Raw genomic sequence first — 20,604 nt, 5'->3', positions numbered from 1 at the left:
TCAGACGATGCGCTTGACCACCTGGCCCGTAACGCGTGCCAGCGCCGCGCGCGGCACCTTGTCGGGCGCGATTTCGGCGAGCGGCTTCAGCACGAAGGCGCGCTCGCGCATGCGGGGGTGCGGCAAGGTCAGCGTCGGCGTGTCGATCACCGAGTTGCCGTGCATCAGCAAATCGAGATCGAGCGTACGCGGCGCGTTGGGAAATGGCCTTTCGCGGCCGGCCAGCACCTCCAGGCGCTGCAACGCCACGAGCAACTGCTCGGCATCCAGGCCAGTGCGCACGGCCACCACGGCGTTGATGAAATCGGGGCCTTCGGCATCCACCGGCTCACTGCGATATAGCGACGAGCGGGCCGTCACCACGGTTCGCTGAAGTGCGCCGATGTCCGCCATGGCGGCCTTCACGGCTGCCTCGGCATCACCCAGGTTGGCGCCGATGGCGATGAAGGCCTGTGCCGTGGGGTAGTCCTCCCGCGGGCCGCGCGGGCTGCGCGAAGGAGCACGGGTGGGCGCGCGGCGCGCAGGCGGTCCGCTCTTTGCGCCTGCAGACGGTGGCTTGGCACCACCGCCCGCACGCGGCGGTGCAGCCTTGGCCTTGGGGCCTGGCTTGCCGTCCTTCGGCCGGTTGGGCGTGCTCATGCGCCTCCGGCGCTCCCGCCGCCCCCACCACCAGCACCGCCACCACCTCCGGTGCGGGGCTTGCGGCGACGCCGGCGCTTGCGCGGTACCGCCTCGCCATCGGGCGGCACGGCGCCGGCTTCTACTTCAACCTCTTCGACTTCGTCGTCCTGCTCCGAATCGGGGGCCTGGCTCTTGCGCGCAGCCGGTTCACCGCCGCGCGGCTTCGGCGCCGGGGTTTCGCGCACCCGCACGCGCTGACGCACCTTCTGCTCCTCGCGCACCTGCTCCAGCAGGTCCTGGCGGCGCACGTCGTCGGCGGTGCTGAATTCCTGCCACCACTCGGCAATCGCCTCGCTCACCTCGCCCACGTCGGCGCGCAGGCGCATGAAGTCGAAGGCGGCGCGGAAGCGCGCCTGCTCGACCAGGCTGTAGGGCGTGGAGCCGGTGCGCTTGTCGAAGCGCGGCTGCATCATCCAGATCTCGCGCATGTCGGCGGCCAGCTTGCCGCGGCCCGAGACATCCCCGATGCGGGCGTTGAACACGTCGTCGATGGCGTCCTGCAGCGCCGGAAATGGCGGTTGCGGGCGCTGGCCGTGGCGGCCTTCCTGGCGCTGGGCCCAGCCGTCGCGCACGTCGGCCCACAGCACGCAGGCCAGCAGGAAGCTGGGCGCCACGGGCTTGCCTTCGCCCACGCGGCGGTCGGTGTCCTGCAGGGCGGCCTTCACGAAGGGCTGGTCGGCGCGCTCCACCACCACGTCGAGCAGCGGGTAGATGCCGCGGGCAAGGCCGAGCTTGTTCAGTTGCTCGACGGTCGCAATCGCGTGGCCGGTCTGCAGCAGCTTGAGCATTTCATCGAACAGGCGGCTTTGCGGCACGTCAGCCAGCAGCTTGCTCGACTCGATCAGCGGGGCCGCCGTCTTGGCTTCCATCTTGAAGCCCAGGGCCGCGAGCTTGGCCGAGAAGCGGATGGCGCGAATGATGCGCACCGGGTCTTCGCGGTAGCGCGTGGCCGGGTCGCCGATCATGCGCAGCGTGAGCTTCTGCGCGTCCTTGATGCCGTTGTGATAGTCGACCACGACCTGGTTGGCCGGGTCGTAGTACATGGCGTTGACGGTGAAGTCGCGGCGCGCCGCATCTTCTTCCTGCGGGCCCCAGACGTTGTCGCGCAGCACGCGGCCGCTGGCGTCCACGGCGTGCTTCATGCTGGCAAGCTCGCCCTTGCTGGTGCGCTCGTTGCCCGCCACCTGCTCGGCCGCGGCGTTGTCCATGTAGGCGCGGAAGGTCGAGACCTCGATCACCTCGTGCTCGCGCCCACGGCCGTACACCACGTGCACGATGCGAAAGCGCCGCCCGATGATGAATGCACGGCGAAACAGCGACTTGACCTGCTCGGGCGTGGCGTTGGTGGCCACGTCGAAGTCCTTGGGGCGCAGCCCCAGCAGCAGGTCGCGCACCGCGCCACCCACCACGTACGCCTCGTAGCCGGCCTGCTGCAGCGTGGTGACCACGTTCTTCGCGCGTTCGTCGACCAGGGCCGGATCGATCTTGTGAACCTCTGCCGGCACCTCCTGGCGCTTGCCGAAGCGGCTCTTGCCCTGCGTGCCACCGGCGGTCTTGCCGAGCAGCTTGTCGATGAATTTCTTGATCATTGTTGGTTGAAAGCCTAGTTCGCTCTTTTATTCGTTCTCGAGCATGGAGCGGATCAGCGGAATGGTGATCGCGCGTTGCGTCTGCAGGGCATAGCCGTCGAGCTGTGTGAGCAGCTCCATCAGGCTGCCGAGGTCGCGGCTGAATCGGTGCAGCATGTAGTCGAGCACGTCGTCGGACAGCATCACGCCGCGCGCATCGGCGGCCTGGCGCAGCACCGCGCGGCGTTCGCTTTCGCTCAGCACCTGCAAGTGGAACACGTGGCCCCAGCCGAGGCGGGTGCGCAGGTCTTCGCGCAGCGGCAGGTCGGCCGGCGGCAAGGCGCCAGCGGCGACCACGCCGCGCTGCAGGGTCTGGGCGTTGACGAACCAGTTGAAGGCCGCGTGCTGCTGCACGGCGGTGTAGAGGTGCACGTCGTCGAGCAGGACGGCGCCCCAGCGCTCGTCGAACTCGGGCGGCTCCAGCAGGCCGGCGTGCAGCCAGCCCACGCTGGCGCCCTGCTCGCGCAGTGCGACACGCACCGATTCGAGCAGATGGCTCTTGCCGCTGCCGCCTTCGCCCCAAAGATAGGTGGGCACCGGCGAGTGCAGCGCGGGGCTGCCGGCGCCGCCCACCCACACTTGCAGGTGCCGCAGCGCCGCCTCGTTGGGGCCGGCAAAAAAGGCGTCGAAGCTGGGGCCCGTCGCAATGCCGATATCGAGCGCGAGCTGTTTCATCCCGGGAAGGTTCATGGAGGGGGCCGCGAGGGCCCTTAAAATCGTGAGGAATTCTATCGGCCCGGCCACCATGGTTACCGGCGCCGCCTTCCGCTCCTACTCTTCGCGTCCTTCCCGACCTCGACCACCCATGACTTCCCCTACGCCCACTCCTCTCAGCTACAAGGATGCCGGTGTCGACATCGATGCCGGCGACGCGCTGGTCGACCGCATCAAGCCCCTGGCCAAGAAGACCATGCGCGAAGGAGTGCTGGCCGGCATCGGCGGCTTCGGCGCCCTGTTCGAGGTGCCCAAGCGCTACAAGGAGCCGGTGCTGGTGAGCGGCACCGACGGCGTGGGCACCAAGCTCAAGCTGGCCTTCGAATGGAACATGCACGACACGGTCGGCATCGACCTGGTGGCAATGAGCGTCAACGACGTGCTGGTGCAGGGCGCCGAGCCCCTCTTCTTCCTCGACTACTTCGCCTGCGGCAAGCTGGACGTGGACACGGCCGCGGCCGTGGTCGGCGGCATCGCCCGCGGCTGCGAACTCTCGGGTTGCGCTCTCATTGGCGGCGAAACCGCCGAAATGCCCGGCATGTACCCGGCCGGCGAGTACGACCTGGCGGGCTTTGCGGTCGGCGCCGTCGAAAAGTCGAAGATCCTCACGGGCCAGAACGTCAAGCCCGGCGACGTGGTGCTGGGCCTGGCCTCGGCCGGCGTGCACTCCAACGGTTTCAGCCTGGTGCGCAAGGTGATCGAACGCGCCGGCGCCGACCTGCCCGCCACCCTCGACGGCAAGCCCTTCCGCGAAGCCGTGATGGAACCCACCCACCTCTACGTGAAGCCCGTGCTCGAAGCGCTGGGCAAGCACCCGATCAAGGCACTGGCCCACATCACCGGCGGCGGCCTGCTCGAGAACATCCCGCGCGTGCTGCCCGAAGGCACCGCCGCCCACCTCAAGAAGGGCAGCTGGCCGCAGACCGAGCTGTTCGCCTGGCTGCAGAAGGTGGCCGGCATCGACGACATCGAGATGAACCGCACCTTCAACAACGGCATCGGCATGGTGGTCGTGATCGACGCGGCTGAAGCCGCCGCCTGCGCCGCTACGCTGCGCGCCGCTGGCGAATCGGTGCACGAGATCGGCGTGATCGCCGAGCGCGGCGAAGGCGCCGCGGTAGTCGTCGGCTGAGCGCCGGCTGCCCATCCACAATGTCTTGAACTGAGCACGCGACGCCCCGGATGGCCAAGAAGCCACAACCCATCAGCCCCGCCGTGACAACGGCCCCCGTCCACCGCCCGGCCGCCTCGCGCGGCGTGATGATCGCAAGCTACCTGCTGATGCTGGCCGCCTTGCTGCTGGTGATGTGGGAACACCTGCTGCCGGGGCTGCTGTGCGTCTGCATCGGCTTCCTGGCCACGCGGTGGTTCGCACGGGTGCTGAGCGCGGGCATGCGGCGCATTCCGGCACTCGGCGGCCAGCGCGCCGATGGCTGGGCCGGCGTGCTGGCCGTCATCCTCGTGCTGGTGGGGCCGATCGCGCTGATCACGCTGCTGCTGTCGCAGGCCCGCGAATACATCGTCGACGCGCCTGACCAGTACCGCGAATTGCTCGACTACACGGCGCGCACGGTGCTGGAGCTGCGCTCCAAGCTGCCGGTCGAAATCGCTGTCTACCTGCCCGAGGGCGCCGCCGAGGTGCAGCGGGTGATCGCCAATTACCTGCGCGCGCAGGCCGGCTCGCTGGCCGTGGCCGGGCGTGCCTGGCTGCACGGCATTCTCTTTTCGTACGTGGGCCTGATCGTGGGCGGCCTGGCCGCCGTGGCGCACGCGCCGCTGCGCCGCCTGCCGCTGGCCGACCAGCTGCACCAGCGCGTGCGGACCTTCGGCGAAGCCTTCGGCCAGATCGTGGCGGCCCAATTCTGGATCGCTGCCTTCAACACGCTGCTCACGGCGATCTTTCTGCTGTTCATCATGCCGACGTGGGGGGCTCACCTTCCGTACACGCCGGCGCTCATCACCCTCACCTTCCTGGCGGGGCTGGTGCCGATCGTGGGCAACCTGGTCTGCAACTCGGTGATCACGCTGGTGGGGCTGTCGGTGTCGCCGGTCACGGCGGCGGCGTGCCTGATCTTCCTGATCGTGATCCACAAGGCCGAGTACGTCATCAACGCCAAGGTGGTCGGCGCACGCACGCAGATGAGCGTGTGGGAGCTGCTGGCCGTGATGTTCGTGGCCGAGGCGGTGTTCGGGCCGGCTGGGCTGGTGGCGGCGCCGCTGTACTACGCGTACCTGAAGAAAGAGCTGCAGGCGGCGTCACTGGTCTGACGAGGCCGTTTGGCAGCAATGTCCTGATCTGATCGGTTTTGGTCCGGCCGCGAGCGGACTGCGGGCTGGCAAGGCAGAAGAATAGGCGGCATCATCCACTTTGCCTCTGCGAGCCCCGCCATGAAAACCTGTCTGATTGTGATCGACGCCCAGGAATCGTTCCGCCAGCGCGCGTACTGGTCCGAGAGCCAGGCCACTCCCTACTTCGCCGCGCAGAACGCGCTGATCGAAGGCTGCGCCGCCGCCGGCGTGCCGATCGCGCGGGTCTTTCACACCGACGAGCCCTCCGATGCGAGCAACCCGTTTGCCGTCGAATCGGGCCACGTGCGCCCCATCGGCGGGCTTGCCGACTTTGCCGCAGCAGCCACCTTCACCAAGCACCGCCACAGCGCGCTGGTCAACAGCGGGCTGGACATCTGGCTCACGCAGAACGGCATCGGCCGGCTGATCGTGAGCGGCATCCGCACCGAGCAGTGCTGCGAAACCACAACCCGCCACGCCTCGGACCTGGGCTGGGAGGTCGACTACGTGACCGACGCCACGCTCACCTTCGACATGGTGCAGCCCGACGGCCGGCCGCTTTCGGCCGCCGACATCAAGGCCCGCACCGCCACCGTGCTGCAGGGCCGCTTCGCCACCGTCTGCACCGTGGCACAGGCGCTCGAACGGGCCGTGGCGTGAGCGGCATGAGCTTGCGCGTGCTCATCCTCGCCTTCGACGGCGTCGAAGCGCTGGACTTCGCCGGCCCCTTCGAAGTGTTCACCACCGCGAGCCGGGTCAGCCAGCGGATGCAGCCGGGCACGACGGCGCCGTTCAATGTCGCATCGGTGGCCCACGCTGCACACGGCCAGCCCGTGCAGGCGCGCGCCGGCCTGCAGTTGCTGGCCAACCACACGCTGGCCGACAGCCCGAAGGCCGACGTGCTGATCGTTCCCGGCGGCGTGGTCGACGCGCCGATGGCCAGCCCCCACACCCTGCGATGGATCGCCCACAGCGCAGCCGGTGCGCAGGTCGTCGCCTCGGTCTGCACCGGCGCCTTCCTGCTGGCCGAAAGCGGCGTGATCGCGAACGACACCGTCACCACCCACTGGGAAGACATCGCCGACCTGCGCGAGCGCTTTCCTTCGCTCGACGTGCGCGACGGCGTGCGCTGGGTCGACAACGGCCGCATCGTCAGTTCCGCGGGCATCAGCGCCGGCATCGACATGAGCCTGCACCTCGTCGAGCGGCTGGCCGGACGCGAACTGGCCGAGCGCACCGCGCGCCAGATGGACTACGCATGGACCCGCAACCCCAGCCACGACCCATCCGCGTAGTCTTCGTCCTCCTGCCCGGCAGCATCGTGCTCGACTGGGCCGGCCCGGCCGAGGCGCTGCGCATCGCCAACCAGCGGCTGCGCGCAATGGGCCAGCCCGAGCGTTTTGCCATCGAGTTCGCGAGCCCCCGGCCGACGACGATGGGCTCGGTCGGTGTCGCGCTGGCCGGGCTCTCGCCCTTGCCGACGCAGCGGGACGGCCCCGGCTGGATCGTGCTGGTCGGCCTGCCCGGCGACACCATCGCCATCGACAACCCCGAGACGCAAGACCTGCTGCACTGGCTGCGCGGCCTGCGCTTCGAACGCGACCGGCTGGAGCTGCTGACGATCTGCGCCGGCGCGGTGCTGGCCGCGCATGCCGGTGCGCTGGCGGGCCGGCGCGCCACCACGCACCACCAGCACCTCGACGAACTTCGTGCCGTGGAGCCGCGCTGCGACGTGGTCAGCAACCGCGTGTTCGTGATCGACCCGCCGCTGTACAGCAGCGCGGGCGTGACGACCGGCATCGACCTCGTCCTGCACCGCATCGCCGGGCTGTGCGGCGAAGCGCTCGCGGCGCAGGTCGCGCAGACCATGGTGGTGGCGCTGCGCCGCGGCCCGCACGACCCGGAGCTGTCGCCCTTTCTCGCCTACCGCAACCACCTGCATGCCGCGCTGCATCGCGTGCAGGACGCGGTCAGCGAGCAGCCGCAGGCGGACTGGAGCGTGCCGCGCATGGCCGAGGTGGGGCACACCTCGGCGCGGCATCTCACGCGGCTGTTCGTCGAGCATGCGGGCGTAGCGCCGCTGGCCTATCTGCGGCGGCTGCGGCTCGCGGCTGCGCAACTCGCGCTGGCCTCGGGCGCGAGCGTGACGCGGGCGGCGGAGCAATCGGGCTTCGGCTCGGACACACAGCTGCGCCGCGCGTGGCACCAGTTCGGGTTGCCGGGCTCGCCTTCGGAGGCGGGCTCGGCCTTCAAGGCCTGAAAACGCTCAGTGCCAGACGCCGACGGGCGCCGGCCCGGGCACGCGCAGCAGCCTGTCGTCGCCGATCTCGAGCAGCCGGTTGGCCGCATAGCTGTTCTGCGAGTCGGGCTCCAGCGCCGCGCTGACCAGCGGCGACAGCGGCTGCGCGAGCGACACGTAGAAGCTCCCCGGCTGCACCACCGCGCGACCGGCCCGCGGCCGCACGCGGAAGGCGCGGATCGCCTCGCCGTCCTCGATGGCACCACGCGCATCCTGCCGCTGGCCGTCGGTCTGCGACAGGATCTCGTAGCGCTCCACCTGCCAGGGCGCCGCGCTGTCGATGCGCTCTACCCGCACGCCCAGCATCTGCAGGCGCTGCACGGCCGTGGTCTCGCTCGCCGCGAGCAGATAACCGCAGGGGCGCGGGCGCGCGTTGGCAATCTTGAGCGGCTCGGCGGCGCGCCATTCGACGTCGATGGTCTTGTCTTCCCCGGTCTTCGCATCGAGGAATTCGAGGCGCTGCCGCGTCGGCGTCTGCCAGGCCTCGACCACCAGATCGCCATGGCACGCCTCGGCCTTGGCGCGCTGGCCAGCCTGCGCGGTGAGCTGCATCAACGCCGGCCCCTGCTTCGCGGCCGTCTCGATGACCGTGGTGGCGGCCAGTACCTGCGTGTGCACGCGGCGCGCAAAGTGCGCACGCCCGAGCCCCACGCCGCGCACTTCGAGCAGCAGGCTCACGGCCTGGCGCAGCGCGCTCACGTTGCGTCCGGTGTCGGGCTGCACGCCGCCCATCGACACGGTGCGGTCTTCGCTCTTGCCGCCGGAGGTGGTGTGGTACTTGAAGCCCTGCAAGCCGGCCTGCGTGAATGCGGACTGGATGGCGTCGACGTAGTCGCGTTGCGCACCCACGGCGATGGCGGAGTCGAGATTGCCCACGGTGGCAGGCTGCAGCAGGCCGTCGTACTTCATGACCGCGCCGAACTTCTCGATCCAGCGGCCGCCGACGGTGAACTCGTGCAGGTCGAGCACCACCTGCGGCTGGTAGCGCAAGGTGGCGGCCGCGAGCATGCGCGCCTCGGGGGTGCGCAGCAGCAGGTGGTCACGATTCACGTCGATGCCGTTGGCGGTGACGCGGGTGAAGCGCTCGGCGCCGTCCGGGTTGCCGCGCGGCACCAGCACCAGGTTCACCTTCTTCAGCAGCGCGGCGCCGGGCTCGCTGGCGAACTGCTGCGCCAATGCCAACACGGCTTCGCCACCGGCCGGCTCGTTGCCGTGCTGCTGGCCGATCACCATCACGGTAGGCCGCGCGGGATCGATTCGCCCCTGGTCGGCCAGCACCACCAGCGGCATTTCGCGCCCCTGCTGCGTCAGGCCCAGGCGCTCGACGCGAACGTTCGGCGACTGGCGCGCAAGGTCGCTCAAAAAGGCCAGCACCTCGGCATGCGAAGGAAAGTCGGCGCGCCCGGCGCGAAAACCCGGCGTGGCGTAGCTCACCGGCGGATCGGGGAAACGCGCGGCGATGGCCTGCGGCTCGACCCACGCCTTGGCGGGGTCGAACTGGGCCTGGGCCGAAAGGGCCGGCAGCAGGGCCAGGCAGGAAACGCACAGGAGGCGGAGGGAGGGGGTGCGCAGCATGGCGCGCATTTTCTCCCGGCACCGGTCGCGCGGGCCAGCGCAGCTTCAGCCGGCGCTCAGCTCACCCGGCGGGGCCATCGAGGAGGCAGGCCCGCGCACGTGCGAGCAGCAGCGCCCGCTCGCGCGTGTTGCGCGTGAGCGCCGCGGCGCGGTCGAATTCCTTGCGCGCCTCGTCGCGGCGGCCGAGCTTGAAGAGCAGATCGCCGCGCACGGTCGGCAGCAGGTGGTAGCCCTTGAGCGAGGGCTCGTCCATGAGCGCATCGACCACCTCCAGCCCCGTCGCCGGCCCGAAGGCCATCGACAACGCGACCGCCCGGTTGAGCTCGACGATGGGCGACGGCGTGAGCTCGGCCAGCGCGTCGTAGAGCGCGGCAATGCGGCCCCAGTCGGTTTCGTCTGCGGTGCGCGCGCGGCCGTGGCAGGCGGCGATGGCGGCCTGCAGCGCATAGGGGCCGAGCGCGCCGCCGAGTGCTTCAGCACGCGCGAGCGCCGCGAGGCCGCGACGGATCAGCATCTGGTCCCAGCGCGCGCGGTTCTGTTCGAGCAGCAGCACCGGCTCGCCCGAAGGCCCCATGCGCGCGGCGGTGCGCGAGGCCTGGATTTCCATCAGCGCCACGAGGCCGTGCACCTCCGCCTCCTTCGGCACAAGCTCGGCCACGATGCGGCCCAGGCGCAGGGCCTCGTCGCACAGCGTGGGGCGCATCCAGTCGTCGCCGGCGGTGGCCGAGTAGCCTTCATTGAAGATCAGGTAGATCACTTCGAGCACCGAGGCGAGCCGGGCTTCGAGCTCGTGCCGGCGCGGCACCTCGAAGGGCACGCGCGCCTCGGCCAGCGTGCGCTTGGCGCGCACGATGCGCTGCGCCACGGTGGCCTCGGGCACGAGAAAGGCGCGCGCGATTTCATCGGTGGTGAGGCCGCCCATCAGCCGCAGCGTGAGCGCCACGCGGGCCTCGGTCGACAGCACCGGGTGGCAGGCGGTGAACACCAGCCGCAGCAGGTCGTCGCCGATGTCGTCGTCCAGCGCGGCATCGATCGCCTCGGCGAAATCGTCTTGTGCCATCTCATGTTGCGCGTCGATCTCGCGGCCGATTTCGCCGGCCTTGTGCTCGGCCAGCTGCAGGTGGCGCAGGCGGTCGAGCGCGCGGCGCTTGGCCACTGCCGTGAGCCAGGCCGCGGGGTTGTCGGGCACGCCGGATTCGCTCCATTGCTCAAGCGCCGAGACCAGCGCGTCCTGGGCCAGCTCTTCAGCCAGGCCCACGTCGCGCACCATGCGCGCGACGGTGGCGATGATCTTGGCGGACTCCATGCGCCACACCGCCTCGATGGTGCGGTGGATGGCGGCGACGTCCGCGCGGCCCTCTTCCCTGATCACAGCTTTACGGCTCGGTCTTCTTGACCGTCTGCATCGACGCGAACTCGCTGGTCAGCGCCTGCACGTCGGGCGGGTAGTCGCCGATTTCCTGGATCTGGCGCACCTCGATGACTTCGTTGTCGGAGCCGGGGCAGCGGGCAGCCCATTCGATGGCGGCGGCGCGCGAGGGCACGTCGATGACCCAGAAGCCGCCGAGCACTTCCTTGGCCTCGGCGAAGGGGCCGTCGACGATCTTGGGCTTCTTGTCCTTGAAGCTCACGCGCGCGCCCATCGAGGGCGGATGCAGGCCGTCGCAGCTGATCAGCACGCCGGCTTTCTGCATCGATTCGTTGTAGGCCATCATGGCCGACACCGCATCGACGTCTTCAGGGATGGTGCCGGGCGCGGCGGTTTCGTAGCCGTGGGGAATCATCAGCAGCATGAATCGCATGGTGGATCTCCTTGGGTTCGATTCGGTTGCGGCTGCTTCAGCTGCCGGCCTTCGCGCGGGCCTCGGTCTCGGCGCGCAGGCGGTCTTCCTGGGCGAGCAGCTCGGGCGTCATCGAATCGCCGAAGTCGGCAGCCTCGAACACCTGGCGGATCTCGATCTCGCCTTCCTGGAAGGGGCTGCGCTTGATCCACTCGATGGCTTCTTCCTTTGACTTGACCTGGAACAGCCAGAAACCAGCCAGCAGCTCCTTGGTTTCGGCGAAGGGGCCGTCGATGACGGTGCGCTTGCTCGGGCCTTCGCAGCGCACGCGCACGCCCTTGGAGCTGGGGTGCAGGCCTTCGCCCGCCAGCAGCACGCCGGCCTTGACCAGTTCCTCGTTGAACTTGCCCATGGCGGTGAGTATTTCGGTGCTGGGCATCACGCCTGCTTCGGAATCGGCGTTGGCCTTGACCAGAATCATGAATCGCATGTCGTTTCTCCTGAAGGTTGATGAGACTGGGAGCGGCTGACGAATGAAATTTGCCTGCTCCTGTTCACACGTCGGACGAGCGGAAGACGGATCGACACGATCGCATCGATCTATTTGTAATTTTGTGTTTCTGAAATTGAGGCTTCAGGGCAGGTAGCCGCAGAAGCGCAGCACGTGGCCGTCGGGCTCCCGGATCGCGAATTCGCGCAGTCCCCAGGGTTGGGAGGTCGGCGGCTCGATGACCGTCACGCCGCGCTTCACATAGGCGGCGTGCAGGCCGTCGATGTCCTTGCCCACGTGGATCACGATTTCGCCGCGCCAGGGCTTGGCCTCGCGCGAGTTGCATTGCCACAGCCTCAGGTAGACCGGGTCGCCGTAGCTGCGGTCGCCCTTCTTCACCCGGGCGTAGCTGGGCGGCTCCCCCGCGATGAAGTCGAGCTCGAAGCCCAGCACGTCGCGAAACCAGCGAGCGGCGCGCGACACGTCCGACACCGGCAGCACCGGCTGCACGCCGTGGAATTCATGCAGGGTGCCCAGGTCGGGCGCCGGGCTCACACCGGCCTTGGTGTTCATTTCAGCTGGCCATTCGGCGCAACATGGCGACGCGCTCGGCGATCGCGTCGATGTCGAGGGCGTCCTCGGCCTTCCCCAGATAGGTTTCCAGGTCGCGCACGGCCTGCGCCGTGTTGCCCTGCTCGGCGTGCGCGATGCCGCGGTCGCGGTACTCGCCCCAGGCACTGGGCAGCAGGGCGATCAGGCGGTCCTGCACGGCGATGACGCGCTGCCAGTCTTCCTGCGCGTGGTGCACTTCCTTCAGGTTGCGCAGCATGCGCGCGATGATTTCGCGCGGGCTTGCGGGCTGCAGGTACAGGCCCAGCGGCACGTCGAAATCGCCGACCAGGCCATTGCTGCGCTTGTAGGGTTCGAGCCGCTCGCCGAGTTCCTCGCGCGACAGCGACTTGCCGGTGAAAGGATCGATCACCACCTGCCCCTTGGGCAGCGTCACCTTGAGCATGAAATGCCCCGGAAACCCGATGCCGCGTGCCTGCAGGCCCAGGCCCTGCGCCAGTTCCATCCACAGCACGGCCAGCGAGATCGGAATGCCGCGGCGGGTGCGCAGCACGGCGTTCAGGTAGCTGTTGTCGGGGTCGTAGTAGTCGTTGACGTTGCCGCCGAAGCTCAGGTCATTGAAGAAGAACTGGTTCAGGGCGCGCAGGCGGGCCAGCGGTGCGGCGTCGGCCGGCAGGCGGCGCTTCAGGCGGGCCAGGAGTTGGTCTACATCGCCAAGCACCTGCTGAACGTCGAGATCGGGGTATTCGTCCTGCGCCAGGCTGGCGGCAGCTTCGAGCAACGGAAATTGATCGTCGCTGCGAACCAGCGATTCGAAATACTCCAGTGCGGTAGGAACCTGAAAGCTGAACGTCATGTGTCTTTGTAGAGGAGCATTCAGGGAGCGTCAAGGCGGAACACGTGCGTATTGCCAACGCCCTGCGCGCTGGCTTCAGCGGCGCAGGAAGCTGCGCAACCGCACGCCGACGGCCGCCAGCACGGCGAAATAGAGCAGCGCCGAGCCGGCGATCAGCGCGGCGAGCAGGCCGATGCGCAACAGGCGCTGCTCGCGCAGGCCGACCCAGTCGAAATGGCCCGAGCCCCAGAACAGCAGGCCGGCCAGCACCAGCGTGCCCGCCAGCACCTGCAGCGCGAACTTGCCCCAGCCCGGTTCGGGCTTGTAGCTGCCGCGGCGCATCAGGCCGACAAGCAGCCAGGTCGAATTGACCAGCGCGCCGATGGCGATGGTCAGGGTCAGCGCCGCGTGCTGCAGCACCGGTACCAGGAAGATATTGAGCACCTGCGTCAGCACCAGCACGCCCACGGCAATGAGCATCGGCGTGCGCGTGTCGTGCTTGGCGTAGTAGCCGGGCGCGAGCACCTTCACGGCCACGATGCCGACCAGCCCGACACCGTAGCCCATCAGCGCCAGGGTCGTGCGGCCCACGTCCTCGCCGGTGTACGCGCCGTTGTGGAAGAGCACCGCCACCAGCGGCTTGGCGAACAGCAGCAGCGCGATGGCACAAGGCGCGGAAAGCAGCACGACGAGACGAAGGCCCCAGTCGAGCAACGACGAATAGCGAGCGTCGTCCTTGGCGGCGCGGGCGCCGGCCAGCTGCGGCATCAGCACCACGCCGAGCGCGACGCCGAGCATGGCGGTGGGGAATTCCATCAGCCGGTCGGCGTTGGTGATCCAGGTGACGCTGCCCACTGCAAGGTGCGAGGCGATCTGCGTGTTGATGAGCAGCGAGATCTGCGCCACGCTCACGCCCAGCAGCGCGGGCAGCATCAGCTTGAGCACCTTGCGCGTGGCAGGGTCGGTCCATGCGGTCCGCAGCGCCCGGAAGCTCGCGCCAACGCGCGGCATCAGCCCGAGCTTGCACAGCGCCGGAATCTGCAGGGCCAGCTGCAGCACACCGCCCACCAGCACGCCCACGCACTGCGCGTAGATCGGCTCGATGCCCCACCGGCGGAACAGCGGCGCCCCGACCACGATCGCCAAAATCAGCGCAATGTTGAGCAGCACCGGCGACGCCGCCGGCACCGCGAACTTGCGCCAAGTGTTGAGAATGCCGCCCGCCAGCGCCACCAGCGACATGAAGCCGATGTACGGGAACATCCAGCGCGTCATGATCACGGCCGAGTCGAAGCCGGGCAGTCCGCTCGCCATGGCCCAGACCAGCAGCGGCGCGCCGGCCACGCCGGCCACGCACACGACCAGCAGCGTCCAGGTGAGCAGCGTGGCGACATGGTCGATCAACTGCCGGGCGCCCTCTTCCCCGTCTTCGGCCTTGCGCGCGGCCAGCACCGGCACGAAGGCCTGGCTGAAGGCGCCTTCGCCGAAGACCCGCCGGAACAGGTTGGGGATGCGAAATGCGACGTTGAAGGCGTCGGTCAGCGCGCTGACGCCGAAAACCGAGGCAAACAGCACGTCGCGCACAAGGCCCGTGATCCGCGAAGCGAGAGTCAGCAGGGAGACGGTGGAGGCGGATTTGAGCAGGGACACGGGGGCCGAGTGTAGGGCCCGCGAAGGTGCCGAAACGGGCCGATTCGGGCGCGAATTGGGCAAAAGGGCCAACCCAGCCTATAATGGAGGGCTTTGCTGCATCATCCTCAGACACCTAAGGAACATTAAATATGGCATCCGCCAAGCCCAAGAAGAAGAACCCGCGCCTCGCCTCCGGCCGTAAGCGCGTCCGCCAGGACACCAAGCTCAACGCTGCGAACACCTCGCTGCGCTCCAAATACCGTACCGCTGTCAAGAACGTCGAAAAGGCTGTTCTGGCTGGCGACAAGACCAAGGCAAGCGAACTGTTCGCGAAGGCCCAGAGCATCGTCGACACCGTCGCCGACAAGGGCATCTTCCACAAGAACAAGGCAGCCCGCGACAAGAGCCGCCTGTCGGCCAAGGTCAAGGCCCTCGCCCTCGCGCCTGAAAAGGCCGCCGCCTGACACCTGTCAGGCAAGCCCGGACCGGAATCCTCCAGTCCGCCGTTTGATCGGGGTGCGCTGCAGCAAAGTGAAAAACCGCCTTCGGGCGGTTTTTTCATGCCCGTTCGATTTGCGCCCCAGGGCGACGGGCAAGAAAAAAGGCCGCTCAGGCCTTCTTGGGGGGGATGGGCGTGTCGGGCACCAGGCAGGCCTCGGCCACCTGCAGGTCGTTGTCTCTCGCGAAGTTCACGCAGAAATCCCAGGCCATCGGCTCGGCATCGCGCAGCTCGCGGTTCACGATCACGCACTTCACGCCGTTGATGGTCGTCGGAATGCACCAGGGCGAGTAGCTCAGGTGGCTGCCCGGATAGGCGCCGCCGGGGCGAAAAGAGCACATCACGCCGGCCAGACGCTCGGCCCAATCGCTGGGGCGGAATGTCCGGCCATCCTTGGTGATGCCCTGGATGAAGATTTCTTTGGCAGTGGGGGAAATCATCGTTGAATGAGGCGACCGGAGCGGGTGCTGCGGTGCAGCAAGCGATTCTATCCGCGGCACTTTTTGCATCCTGAACATGGGGCATTGCTGTAATGCGGAATCCTCAACGAAGCCGTCAAACGGCACGCCTAGAATCCGCCTTCCCTATCTGGAGAACCCGAATGAGCGCTACCGCCCAGCCCACCTCGCCCCACGTCATGAACACTTACGGTCGCCTGCCGATCGCACTGTCGCACGGTCAGGGTTGCCGAGTCTGGGACACCACGGGCAAGGCCTACATCGACGGCCTCGGCGGCATTGCCGTGAACACGCTGGGCCACAACCACCCCGAGCTGGTGCCCGCCCTGCAGGACCAGCTGACCAAGCTGATCCACAGCTCCAACTACTACCACGTGACCGGCCAGGAACAGCTCGCCACCAAGCTGACCGAGATTTCGGGCCTCACCAACGCGTTTTTCTGCTGCACCGGCCTCGAAGCCAACGAAGCCGCCCTGAAGCTGGCGCGCAAGTTCGGCCACGACAAGGGCATCGAGCGCCCCGAGATCGTCGTCTACGAAGCCGCCTTCCACGGCCGCAGCATCGCCACCCTGTCGGCCACCGGCAATCCCAAGGTGCAGGCCGGCTTCGGCCCGCTGGTCGAGGGCTTCATCCGCGTGCCGCTGAACGACATCGAGGCGCTGAAGAAGGCCACCGAAGGCAACCCCAACGTGGTTGCCGTGTTCTTCGAAACCATCCAGGGCGAAGGCGGCATCCACCCGATGCGCGTCGAATACCTCAAGCAGGTGCGCCAACTCTGCGACGAGCGCGACTGGCTCATGATGATCGACGAAGTGCAGTGCGGCATGGGCCGCACCGGCAAGTGGTTCGCCCACCAATGGGCGGGCATCAAGCCTGATGTGATGCCGCTGGCCAAGGGCCTGGGCTCGGGCGTGCCGATCGGCGCCGTAGTGGCCGGCCCCAAGGCCGCCAACATCTTCGGCCCGGGCAACCACGGCACCACTTTCGGCGGCAACCCGCTCGCCATGCGCGCCGGCATCGAAACCATCCGCATCATGGAAGAGCACAAGCTGCTCGAAAACGCCGCCACCGTCGGCGCCCACCTCAAGGCCGCGCTGGAGCGCGAAATCGGCGGCCTGCCCGGCGTGAAGGAAATCCGCGGCCAGGGCCTGATGCTGGGCATCGAGCTCGACCGTCCCTGCGGCGTGATCCTGAACCGCGCCTGCGACGCCGGCCTGCTGCTGAGCGTGACGGCCGACAAGGTGATCCGCCTCGTGCCGCCGCTCATCCTGAGCATTGCCGAAGCCGACGAGATCGTTGCCATCCTCGCGCCCATCGTCAAAAACTTCCTGTCGGAGCCTGCCGCCCAATGACGACCGCCACGACGACCGCACCCGCCGCCATCCGGCACTACCTGCAGTTCTCGGACTTCACGGCCGACGAGTACGCCTACCTCTTCGATCGCATGGCGATCATCAAGAAGAAGTTCAAGACCTACGAAAAGCACCAGCCGCTGGTCGACCGCACGCTGGCCATGATCTTCGAGAAGGCCAGCACGCGCACCCGCGTGAGCTTCGAGGCCGGCATGTACCAGCTCGGCGGCAGCGTGGTCCACCTGACCACCGGCGACAGCCAGCTCGGACGCGCCGAGCCCATCGAGGACAGCGCCAAGGTCATCAGCCGCATGGTCGACATCGTGATGATCCGCACCTACGAGCAGACCAAGATCGACACCTTTGCCGCGCACTCGCGGGTGCCCGTCATCAACGGGCTGACCAACGAGTTCCACCCCTGCCAGATCCTGGCGGACATCTTCACCTACATCGAGCATCGCGGCTCCATCCAGGGCAAGACGGTGGCGTGGGTGGGCGACGGCAACAACATGGCCAACACCTGGCTGCAGGCGGCCGAGATCCTGGGCTTCACGGTGCACGTGAGCACGCCCAGCGGTTACGAGGTGGACCAGTCGATCGCCGGCATCCGCTCGGGCGACAGCTACAAGGTCTTCAAGGACCCGATGGAAGCCTGCCGCGGCGCCGACCTCGTGACCACCGACGTCTGGACCAGCATGGGCTACGAGGCCGAGAACGAGGCGCGCCGCAAGGCCTTTGCCGACTGGTGTGTCGACGAGGACATGATGCGCATCGCCCAGCCCGGCGCCCTCTTCATGCACTGCCTGCCTGCCCACCGCGGCGAAGAAGTGCAGGCCGAAGTCATCGACGGGCCGCAGTCGGTGGTGTGGGACGAGGCAGAGAACCGCCTGCACGCACAAAAGGCGCTGATGGAGTTCCTGCTCCTCGGCAGGCTCTGACTCCCTGAAGCACAAGGCGCAGCCGCATGTCCGATTGCCAGCAATGCGGCGCCTGCTGCGCCAGCTATCGCGTCGACTTCAGCGTGCATGAGCTCGACGACAACGGCGGCAAGGTGCCCTCGGGCCTCGCCGTCGAGGTGAACGACGCCATCTGCCGCATGCGCGGCACCGACCACACGCCCATGCGCTGCGCCGCGCTCACCGGCAAGATCGGCCAGTCCGTGGGCTGCGGCATCTACGAATGGCGCCCCAATCCGTGCCACGAGCTGCAGGCCGGCAGCGACGCATGCGAGCGGGCGCGGGCACGGCACGGGTTGCCGGCGCTGTCCTCGTTGCACTGATCCGTTCAACTCGTCACGTTCGGTGTTGGAAATAACCGACACCACGACCCCTCGCCCGGCGCTAACTTCGCGCCATGGCTCCATCACATCAGCAACGCATCTGGGACATCTCGCCGCCCGTGCATGAAGGCGCGCCGGTCTTTCCCGGCGACACGCCCTACCAGCAGCGCTGGGCGGCGACCATTTCGCCGGACTGCCCGGTGAATGTCAGCGAGATCAAGCTCTCGCCCCACGTCGGCGCGCACGCCGATGCGCCGCTGCACTACGACCCCGAGGGCCAGACCATCGGCAACGTCGACCTCACGCCTTTTCTCGGCCCCTGCCGCGTAATTCATGCGATCGACAAGGGCCCGCTGATCGAGTGGGATCACATCGCCCACGCCGTCGACAGCACCCTGCCCCCGCGCGTGCTGGTGCGCACCTACACCACCATGCCGGTCGGCCACTGGGACCCGCAGCTTGCGGCCTACGCCCCCGCCACCGTCGAGCGCCTCGCGGCCATGGGCGTGAAGCTCATCGGCATCGACACCGCCAGCATCGACCCGGCCGACAGCAAGACGCTGGAAAGCCACCAACGCATTCGCCGCCTCGACCTGCGCGTGCTCGAGAACCTCGTGCTCGACGACGTGCCCGAGGGCGACTACGAACTCATCGCGCTGCCGCTCAAGCTGGTCAGCGCCGATGCCTCCCCCGTTCGCGCCGTGCTGCGCGAACTCCCCCGCTGAAAACTCCACCATGACGACCCTTGCAGACTGCCGCGCGCTCGACGCGCAAGACCCGCTGCGCGCCTTGCGCGACCAATTCACCATTCCCGAGGGCGTGCTGTACCTCGACGGCAACTCGCTCGGCGTGATGCCCAAGGCCGCGCCCGCGCGCATCGCCGAAGTCGTGACCAAGGAATGGGGCGAAGGCCTGATCCGTTCGTGGAACACCGCGAGCTGGTTCGACCTGCCGCAACGCCTGGGCGACAAGGTGGCCCGACTGATCGGCGCCGCGCCCGGCGAAGTGGTGTGCACCGACAGCACCTCGGTCAACCTCTACAAGGTGCTGTTCGCGGCACTCTCGCAACAGAAGGACAGCGGTCGCAAGCTGGTGATCAGCGAGCGCAGCAACTTCCCGACCGACCTGTACATCGCCGAATCGCTGTGCCGCGAGCGCGGCTTCACGCTGAAGCTGATCGACGCGAGCGAATTGCCCGGCGTATTGACCGACGAAGTGGCCGTGCTGATGCTCACGCACGTCAACTACCGCACCGGCGCCATGCACGACATGAAGTCCGTCACCGCCGCCGCCCACGCCGTGGGCGCGCTCACGGTGTGGGACCTCGCGCACAGCGCAGGTGCCGTGCCGGTCGCGCTCAACGACAGCGAGGCCGACTACGCCATCGGCTGCGGCTACAAGTACCTGAACGGCGGCCCCGGCGCGCCGGCGTTCGCATGGGTGAACACGAAGCATGCGGGCCAGTTCGAGCAGCCGCTGTCCGGCTGGTGGGGCCATGCGGCGCCCTTCGAGTTCACGCCGCACTACCGGCCTGCCCCGGGTGTCGGCCGCTACCTCTGCGGCACGCAGCCGATCATCGCGCTGGCCGGGCTCGAATGCGGGCTCGACACCGTGCTCGCGGCCGAAGCCTTCAACGGCACGAACGGCGCGATGGCCGCGCTGCGCACCAAGTCGCTCGCGCTCACCGACCTGTTCATCGCACTGGTCGAAGAGCGCTGCGCCGGCCAGGGCCTCTCGCTCGTCACCCCGCGCGACCACGCACTGCGCGGCTCGCAGGTCTGCCTGAGCCGAGAAGAAGGTGCCTACGCCATCGTGCAGGCGCTGATCGCGCGCGGCGTGATCGGCGACTACCGCGCCGGCGACTCGCAGATGCCCGACATCCTGCGCTTCGGTTTCACGCCGCTGTACCTGAGCTTCGAAGACGTGTGGAACTCGGTCGAGCACCTGGCGCAGGTGCTGGAGACGGGCGAGTGGAAGCGCGAAGAGTTCAACCGCAAGAACGCCGTAACCTGAGACGAAGCCAGCCATGAAATCCCGACTGATCATTCTGTACACCGCCTTGCTGATGCTGGCGGCACCCGCCCTTGCACAGCAACCGGCGTTCACGCTGCCGCAACTGAAGGCCTTCGCCGAACTGACGCCCGACGCCTTTCGCCAGCAGATCAAGAGCCAGGGCTTCTCGTATGCCGACAAGACCGTGACCGACGAGGTCAGCATGATCGAGTACGAGAAGTTCGTCGACGGCCAGACCACGCACCTGATGAAGTCCACCTACGTGGAAAGCCGCCGCAGCGAGGACGGCGTGCAGCTCTCGCTGACCGACAAGGCCGCCTTCGAGCGCCTCGTGAAGGAGGCACGCGACACCGGCTACAAGCCGGGCGAGAAGGGCCGCATTCCCGGCGGCGAGACCTACCAGGAATACAAGCGCAAGAACGAGGTCGTGCGCTTCGTCTATCCGAAGAAGGAGTCCGGCATGGGCCTTCCTTCCTACACCGCCGTGGTCTGGCGATGACCCGCCAGCA

General features: G+C 68.1%; 23 protein-coding genes. 12 read left to right on the top strand and 11 right to left on the bottom strand.

Features of this window, described 5'->3' with window-relative positions; genetic code table 11:
* From folK to hda, 3 genes are read right to left on the bottom strand one after another with little or no spacing between them, the layout of a single operon-like run.
* The gene (gene folK, locus ACN9MV_RS08735) at positions 1–639 is read right to left on the bottom strand and encodes a 2-amino-4-hydroxy-6-hydroxymethyldihydropteridine diphosphokinase (RefSeq protein ID WP_426391849.1); all 639 of its coding nucleotides are present in this window, start codon (positions 637–639) and stop codon (positions 1–3) included.
* Complete coding sequence (gene pcnB / locus ACN9MV_RS08730) at positions 636–2,270, bottom strand: polynucleotide adenylyltransferase PcnB (RefSeq protein WP_093075518.1); 1,635 nt, start codon at positions 2,268–2,270, stop codon at positions 636–638. Before pcnB ends, folK begins: the two co-directional genes overlap by 4 nt.
* Before the next feature lie 27 nt (positions 2,271–2,297).
* Positions 2,298–2,984 (bottom strand): DnaA regulatory inactivator Hda, encoded by a 687-nt coding sequence (gene hda / locus ACN9MV_RS08725; protein WP_305367572.1) that lies wholly within the window; start codon positions 2,982–2,984, stop codon positions 2,298–2,300.
* Between the two features lie 130 nt (positions 2,985–3,114).
* On the opposite strand from hda, the gene purM reads away from it, so the two are divergent.
* From purM to ACN9MV_RS08700, 5 genes are all read left to right on the top strand, one after another.
* Positions 3,115–4,155, top strand: coding sequence for a phosphoribosylformylglycinamidine cyclo-ligase (gene purM / locus ACN9MV_RS08720; RefSeq protein ID WP_093049650.1), 1,041 nt, complete (start codon positions 3,115–3,117; stop codon positions 4,153–4,155).
* A 50-nt stretch (positions 4,156–4,205) separates the two neighbouring features.
* Positions 4,206–5,291, top strand: a complete 1,086-nt coding sequence (locus ACN9MV_RS08715; protein WP_176928696.1) for an AI-2E family transporter — start codon at positions 4,206–4,208, stop codon at positions 5,289–5,291.
* Positions 5,292–5,411: 120 nt separating this feature from the next.
* Complete coding sequence (locus ACN9MV_RS08710) at positions 5,412–5,972, top strand: cysteine hydrolase family protein (RefSeq protein WP_426391848.1); 561 nt, start codon at positions 5,412–5,414, stop codon at positions 5,970–5,972.
* A 5-nt stretch (positions 5,973–5,977) separates the two neighbouring features.
* Positions 5,978–6,607: a DJ-1/PfpI family protein gene (locus ACN9MV_RS08705; RefSeq protein ID WP_426391847.1), complete on the top strand. Its 630-nt coding sequence runs from the start codon at positions 5,978–5,980 to the stop codon at positions 6,605–6,607.
* Positions 6,571–7,572, top strand: coding sequence for a GlxA family transcriptional regulator (locus tag ACN9MV_RS08700; protein ID WP_426391846.1), 1,002 nt, complete (start codon positions 6,571–6,573; stop codon positions 7,570–7,572). The genes ACN9MV_RS08705 and ACN9MV_RS08700 overlap by 37 nt, the downstream gene beginning before the upstream one ends.
* Positions 7,573–7,578: 6 nt before the next feature.
* Here the strand turns inward: ACN9MV_RS08700 and ACN9MV_RS08695 are convergent, their stop codons facing one another.
* The 7 genes from ACN9MV_RS08695 to murJ form a co-directional block, all read right to left on the bottom strand.
* Positions 7,579–9,186: a M14 family zinc carboxypeptidase gene (locus tag ACN9MV_RS08695; RefSeq protein WP_426391845.1), complete on the bottom strand. Its 1,608-nt coding sequence runs from the start codon at positions 9,184–9,186 to the stop codon at positions 7,579–7,581.
* A gap of 61 nt (positions 9,187–9,247) precedes the next feature.
* On the bottom strand, positions 9,248–10,492 hold the full coding sequence (locus ACN9MV_RS08690; RefSeq protein WP_426393154.1) for an RNA polymerase sigma factor: 1,245 nt from the start codon (positions 10,490–10,492) through the stop codon (positions 9,248–9,250).
* Between the two features lie 70 nt (positions 10,493–10,562).
* Positions 10,563–10,988 carry a YciI family protein gene (locus ACN9MV_RS08685; protein ID WP_093049636.1) on the bottom strand — a complete coding sequence of 142 codons (426 nt, stop codon included), beginning with the start codon at positions 10,986–10,988 and terminating at the stop codon, positions 10,563–10,565.
* A gap of 37 nt (positions 10,989–11,025) precedes the next feature.
* Positions 11,026–11,457 (bottom strand): YciI family protein, encoded by a 432-nt coding sequence (locus ACN9MV_RS08680; RefSeq protein ID WP_426391844.1) that lies wholly within the window; start codon positions 11,455–11,457, stop codon positions 11,026–11,028.
* A gap of 144 nt (positions 11,458–11,601) precedes the next feature.
* Complete coding sequence (locus tag ACN9MV_RS08675) at positions 11,602–12,030, bottom strand: bleomycin resistance protein (protein ID WP_093049630.1); 429 nt, start codon at positions 12,028–12,030, stop codon at positions 11,602–11,604.
* A 1-nt stretch (position 12,031) separates the two neighbouring features.
* Positions 12,032–12,883, bottom strand: a complete 852-nt coding sequence (locus tag ACN9MV_RS08670; RefSeq protein ID WP_093049627.1) for a SirB1 family protein — start codon at positions 12,881–12,883, stop codon at positions 12,032–12,034.
* Positions 12,884–12,958: 75 nt separating this feature from the next.
* A complete protein-coding gene (murJ, locus tag ACN9MV_RS08665) occupies positions 12,959–14,512 on the bottom strand; it encodes a murein biosynthesis integral membrane protein MurJ (RefSeq protein WP_426391843.1) in 1,554 nt (517 codons plus the stop codon).
* 131 nt (positions 14,513–14,643) lie between these two features.
* Here murJ and rpsT point away from each other — a divergent pair, with 131 nt between their 5' ends.
* Positions 14,644–14,958: a 30S ribosomal protein S20 gene (rpsT, locus tag ACN9MV_RS08660; RefSeq protein WP_007831346.1), complete on the top strand. Its 315-nt coding sequence runs from the start codon at positions 14,644–14,646 to the stop codon at positions 14,956–14,958.
* 145 nt (positions 14,959–15,103) lie between these two features.
* Here the strand turns inward: rpsT and ACN9MV_RS08655 are convergent, their stop codons facing one another.
* Entirely contained in the window at positions 15,104–15,433 is a 330-nt protein-coding gene (locus ACN9MV_RS08655; RefSeq protein ID WP_093049621.1) for a DUF3579 domain-containing protein, read from the bottom strand.
* A 161-nt stretch (positions 15,434–15,594) separates the two neighbouring features.
* Here ACN9MV_RS08655 and ACN9MV_RS08650 point away from each other — a divergent pair, with 161 nt between their 5' ends.
* The 6 genes from ACN9MV_RS08650 to ACN9MV_RS08625 all read left to right on the top strand — a co-directional run bounded on the left by ACN9MV_RS08650 (position 15,595) and on the right by ACN9MV_RS08625 (position 20,594).
* Positions 15,595–16,803, top strand: coding sequence for an aspartate aminotransferase family protein (locus ACN9MV_RS08650; RefSeq protein ID WP_093075526.1), 1,209 nt, complete (start codon positions 15,595–15,597; stop codon positions 16,801–16,803).
* Complete coding sequence (gene argF, locus ACN9MV_RS08645) at positions 16,800–17,741, top strand: ornithine carbamoyltransferase (protein ID WP_093049615.1); 942 nt, start codon at positions 16,800–16,802, stop codon at positions 17,739–17,741. The genes ACN9MV_RS08650 and argF overlap by 4 nt, the downstream gene beginning before the upstream one ends.
* Positions 17,742–17,767: 26 nt before the next feature.
* Positions 17,768–18,082, top strand: coding sequence for a YkgJ family cysteine cluster protein (locus ACN9MV_RS08640; RefSeq protein WP_093049612.1), 315 nt, complete (start codon positions 17,768–17,770; stop codon positions 18,080–18,082).
* Positions 18,083–18,156: 74 nt separating this feature from the next.
* Complete coding sequence (gene kynB, locus ACN9MV_RS08635; protein WP_426391842.1) at positions 18,157–18,807, top strand: arylformamidase; 651 nt, start codon at positions 18,157–18,159, stop codon at positions 18,805–18,807.
* A gap of 10 nt (positions 18,808–18,817) precedes the next feature.
* Positions 18,818–20,095: a kynureninase gene (kynU, locus tag ACN9MV_RS08630; protein ID WP_426391841.1), complete on the top strand. Its 1,278-nt coding sequence runs from the start codon at positions 18,818–18,820 to the stop codon at positions 20,093–20,095.
* Between the two features lie 13 nt (positions 20,096–20,108).
* Complete coding sequence (locus ACN9MV_RS08625; RefSeq protein WP_093049603.1) at positions 20,109–20,594, top strand: hypothetical protein; 486 nt, start codon at positions 20,109–20,111, stop codon at positions 20,592–20,594.
* Positions 20,595–20,604 lie beyond the last annotated feature (10 nt).

This window comes from Variovorax sp. R-27 (assembly GCF_049913215.1).
Lineage (GTDB): Bacteria > Pseudomonadota > Gammaproteobacteria > Burkholderiales > Burkholderiaceae_C > Variovorax.
The sequence above is the reverse complement of the archived record's forward strand: the minus strand, read 5'-3'. Positions and strand labels throughout refer to the sequence as shown.

Coding starts and splice junctions, on each gene's coding strand:
- ACN9MV_RS08655 (WP_093049621.1), bottom strand. CDS start 15,433: ATGATTTCCCCCACTGCCAAAGAAATCTTCATCCAGGGCATCACCAAG.
- ACN9MV_RS08690 (WP_426393154.1), bottom strand. CDS start 10,492: ATGGAGTCCGCCAAGATCATCGCCACCGTCGCGCGCATGGTGCGCGAC.
- folK (WP_426391849.1), bottom strand. CDS start 639: ATGAGCACGCCCAACCGGCCGAAGGACGGCAAGCCAGGCCCCAAGGCC.
- ACN9MV_RS08715 (WP_176928696.1), top strand. CDS start 4,206: ATGGCCAAGAAGCCACAACCCATCAGCCCCGCCGTGACAACGGCCCCC.
- ACN9MV_RS08670 (WP_093049627.1), bottom strand. CDS start 12,883: ATGACGTTCAGCTTTCAGGTTCCTACCGCACTGGAGTATTTCGAATCG.
- ACN9MV_RS08700 (WP_426391846.1), top strand. CDS start 6,571: ATGGACCCGCAACCCCAGCCACGACCCATCCGCGTAGTCTTCGTCCTC.
- ACN9MV_RS08710 (WP_426391848.1), top strand. CDS start 5,412: ATGAAAACCTGTCTGATTGTGATCGACGCCCAGGAATCGTTCCGCCAG.
- kynU (WP_426391841.1), top strand. CDS start 18,818: ATGACGACCCTTGCAGACTGCCGCGCGCTCGACGCGCAAGACCCGCTG.
- ACN9MV_RS08640 (WP_093049612.1), top strand. CDS start 17,768: ATGTCCGATTGCCAGCAATGCGGCGCCTGCTGCGCCAGCTATCGCGTC.
- ACN9MV_RS08650 (WP_093075526.1), top strand. CDS start 15,595: ATGAGCGCTACCGCCCAGCCCACCTCGCCCCACGTCATGAACACTTAC.
- ACN9MV_RS08680 (WP_426391844.1), bottom strand. CDS start 11,457: ATGCGATTCATGATTCTGGTCAAGGCCAACGCCGATTCCGAAGCAGGC.
- purM (WP_093049650.1), top strand. CDS start 3,115: ATGACTTCCCCTACGCCCACTCCTCTCAGCTACAAGGATGCCGGTGTC.
- ACN9MV_RS08625 (WP_093049603.1), top strand. CDS start 20,109: ATGAAATCCCGACTGATCATTCTGTACACCGCCTTGCTGATGCTGGCG.
- ACN9MV_RS08685 (WP_093049636.1), bottom strand. CDS start 10,988: ATGCGATTCATGCTGCTGATGATTCCCCACGGCTACGAAACCGCCGCG.
- pcnB (WP_093075518.1), bottom strand. CDS start 2,270: ATGATCAAGAAATTCATCGACAAGCTGCTCGGCAAGACCGCCGGTGGC.
- ACN9MV_RS08705 (WP_426391847.1), top strand. CDS start 5,978: ATGAGCTTGCGCGTGCTCATCCTCGCCTTCGACGGCGTCGAAGCGCTG.
- hda (WP_305367572.1), bottom strand. CDS start 2,984: ATGAAACAGCTCGCGCTCGATATCGGCATTGCGACGGGCCCCAGCTTC.
- ACN9MV_RS08675 (WP_093049630.1), bottom strand. CDS start 12,030: ATGAACACCAAGGCCGGTGTGAGCCCGGCGCCCGACCTGGGCACCCTG.
- ACN9MV_RS08695 (WP_426391845.1), bottom strand. CDS start 9,186: ATGCTGCGCACCCCCTCCCTCCGCCTCCTGTGCGTTTCCTGCCTGGCC.
- rpsT (WP_007831346.1), top strand. CDS start 14,644: ATGGCATCCGCCAAGCCCAAGAAGAAGAACCCGCGCCTCGCCTCCGGC.
- argF (WP_093049615.1), top strand. CDS start 16,800: ATGACGACCGCCACGACGACCGCACCCGCCGCCATCCGGCACTACCTG.
- kynB (WP_426391842.1), top strand. CDS start 18,157: ATGGCTCCATCACATCAGCAACGCATCTGGGACATCTCGCCGCCCGTG.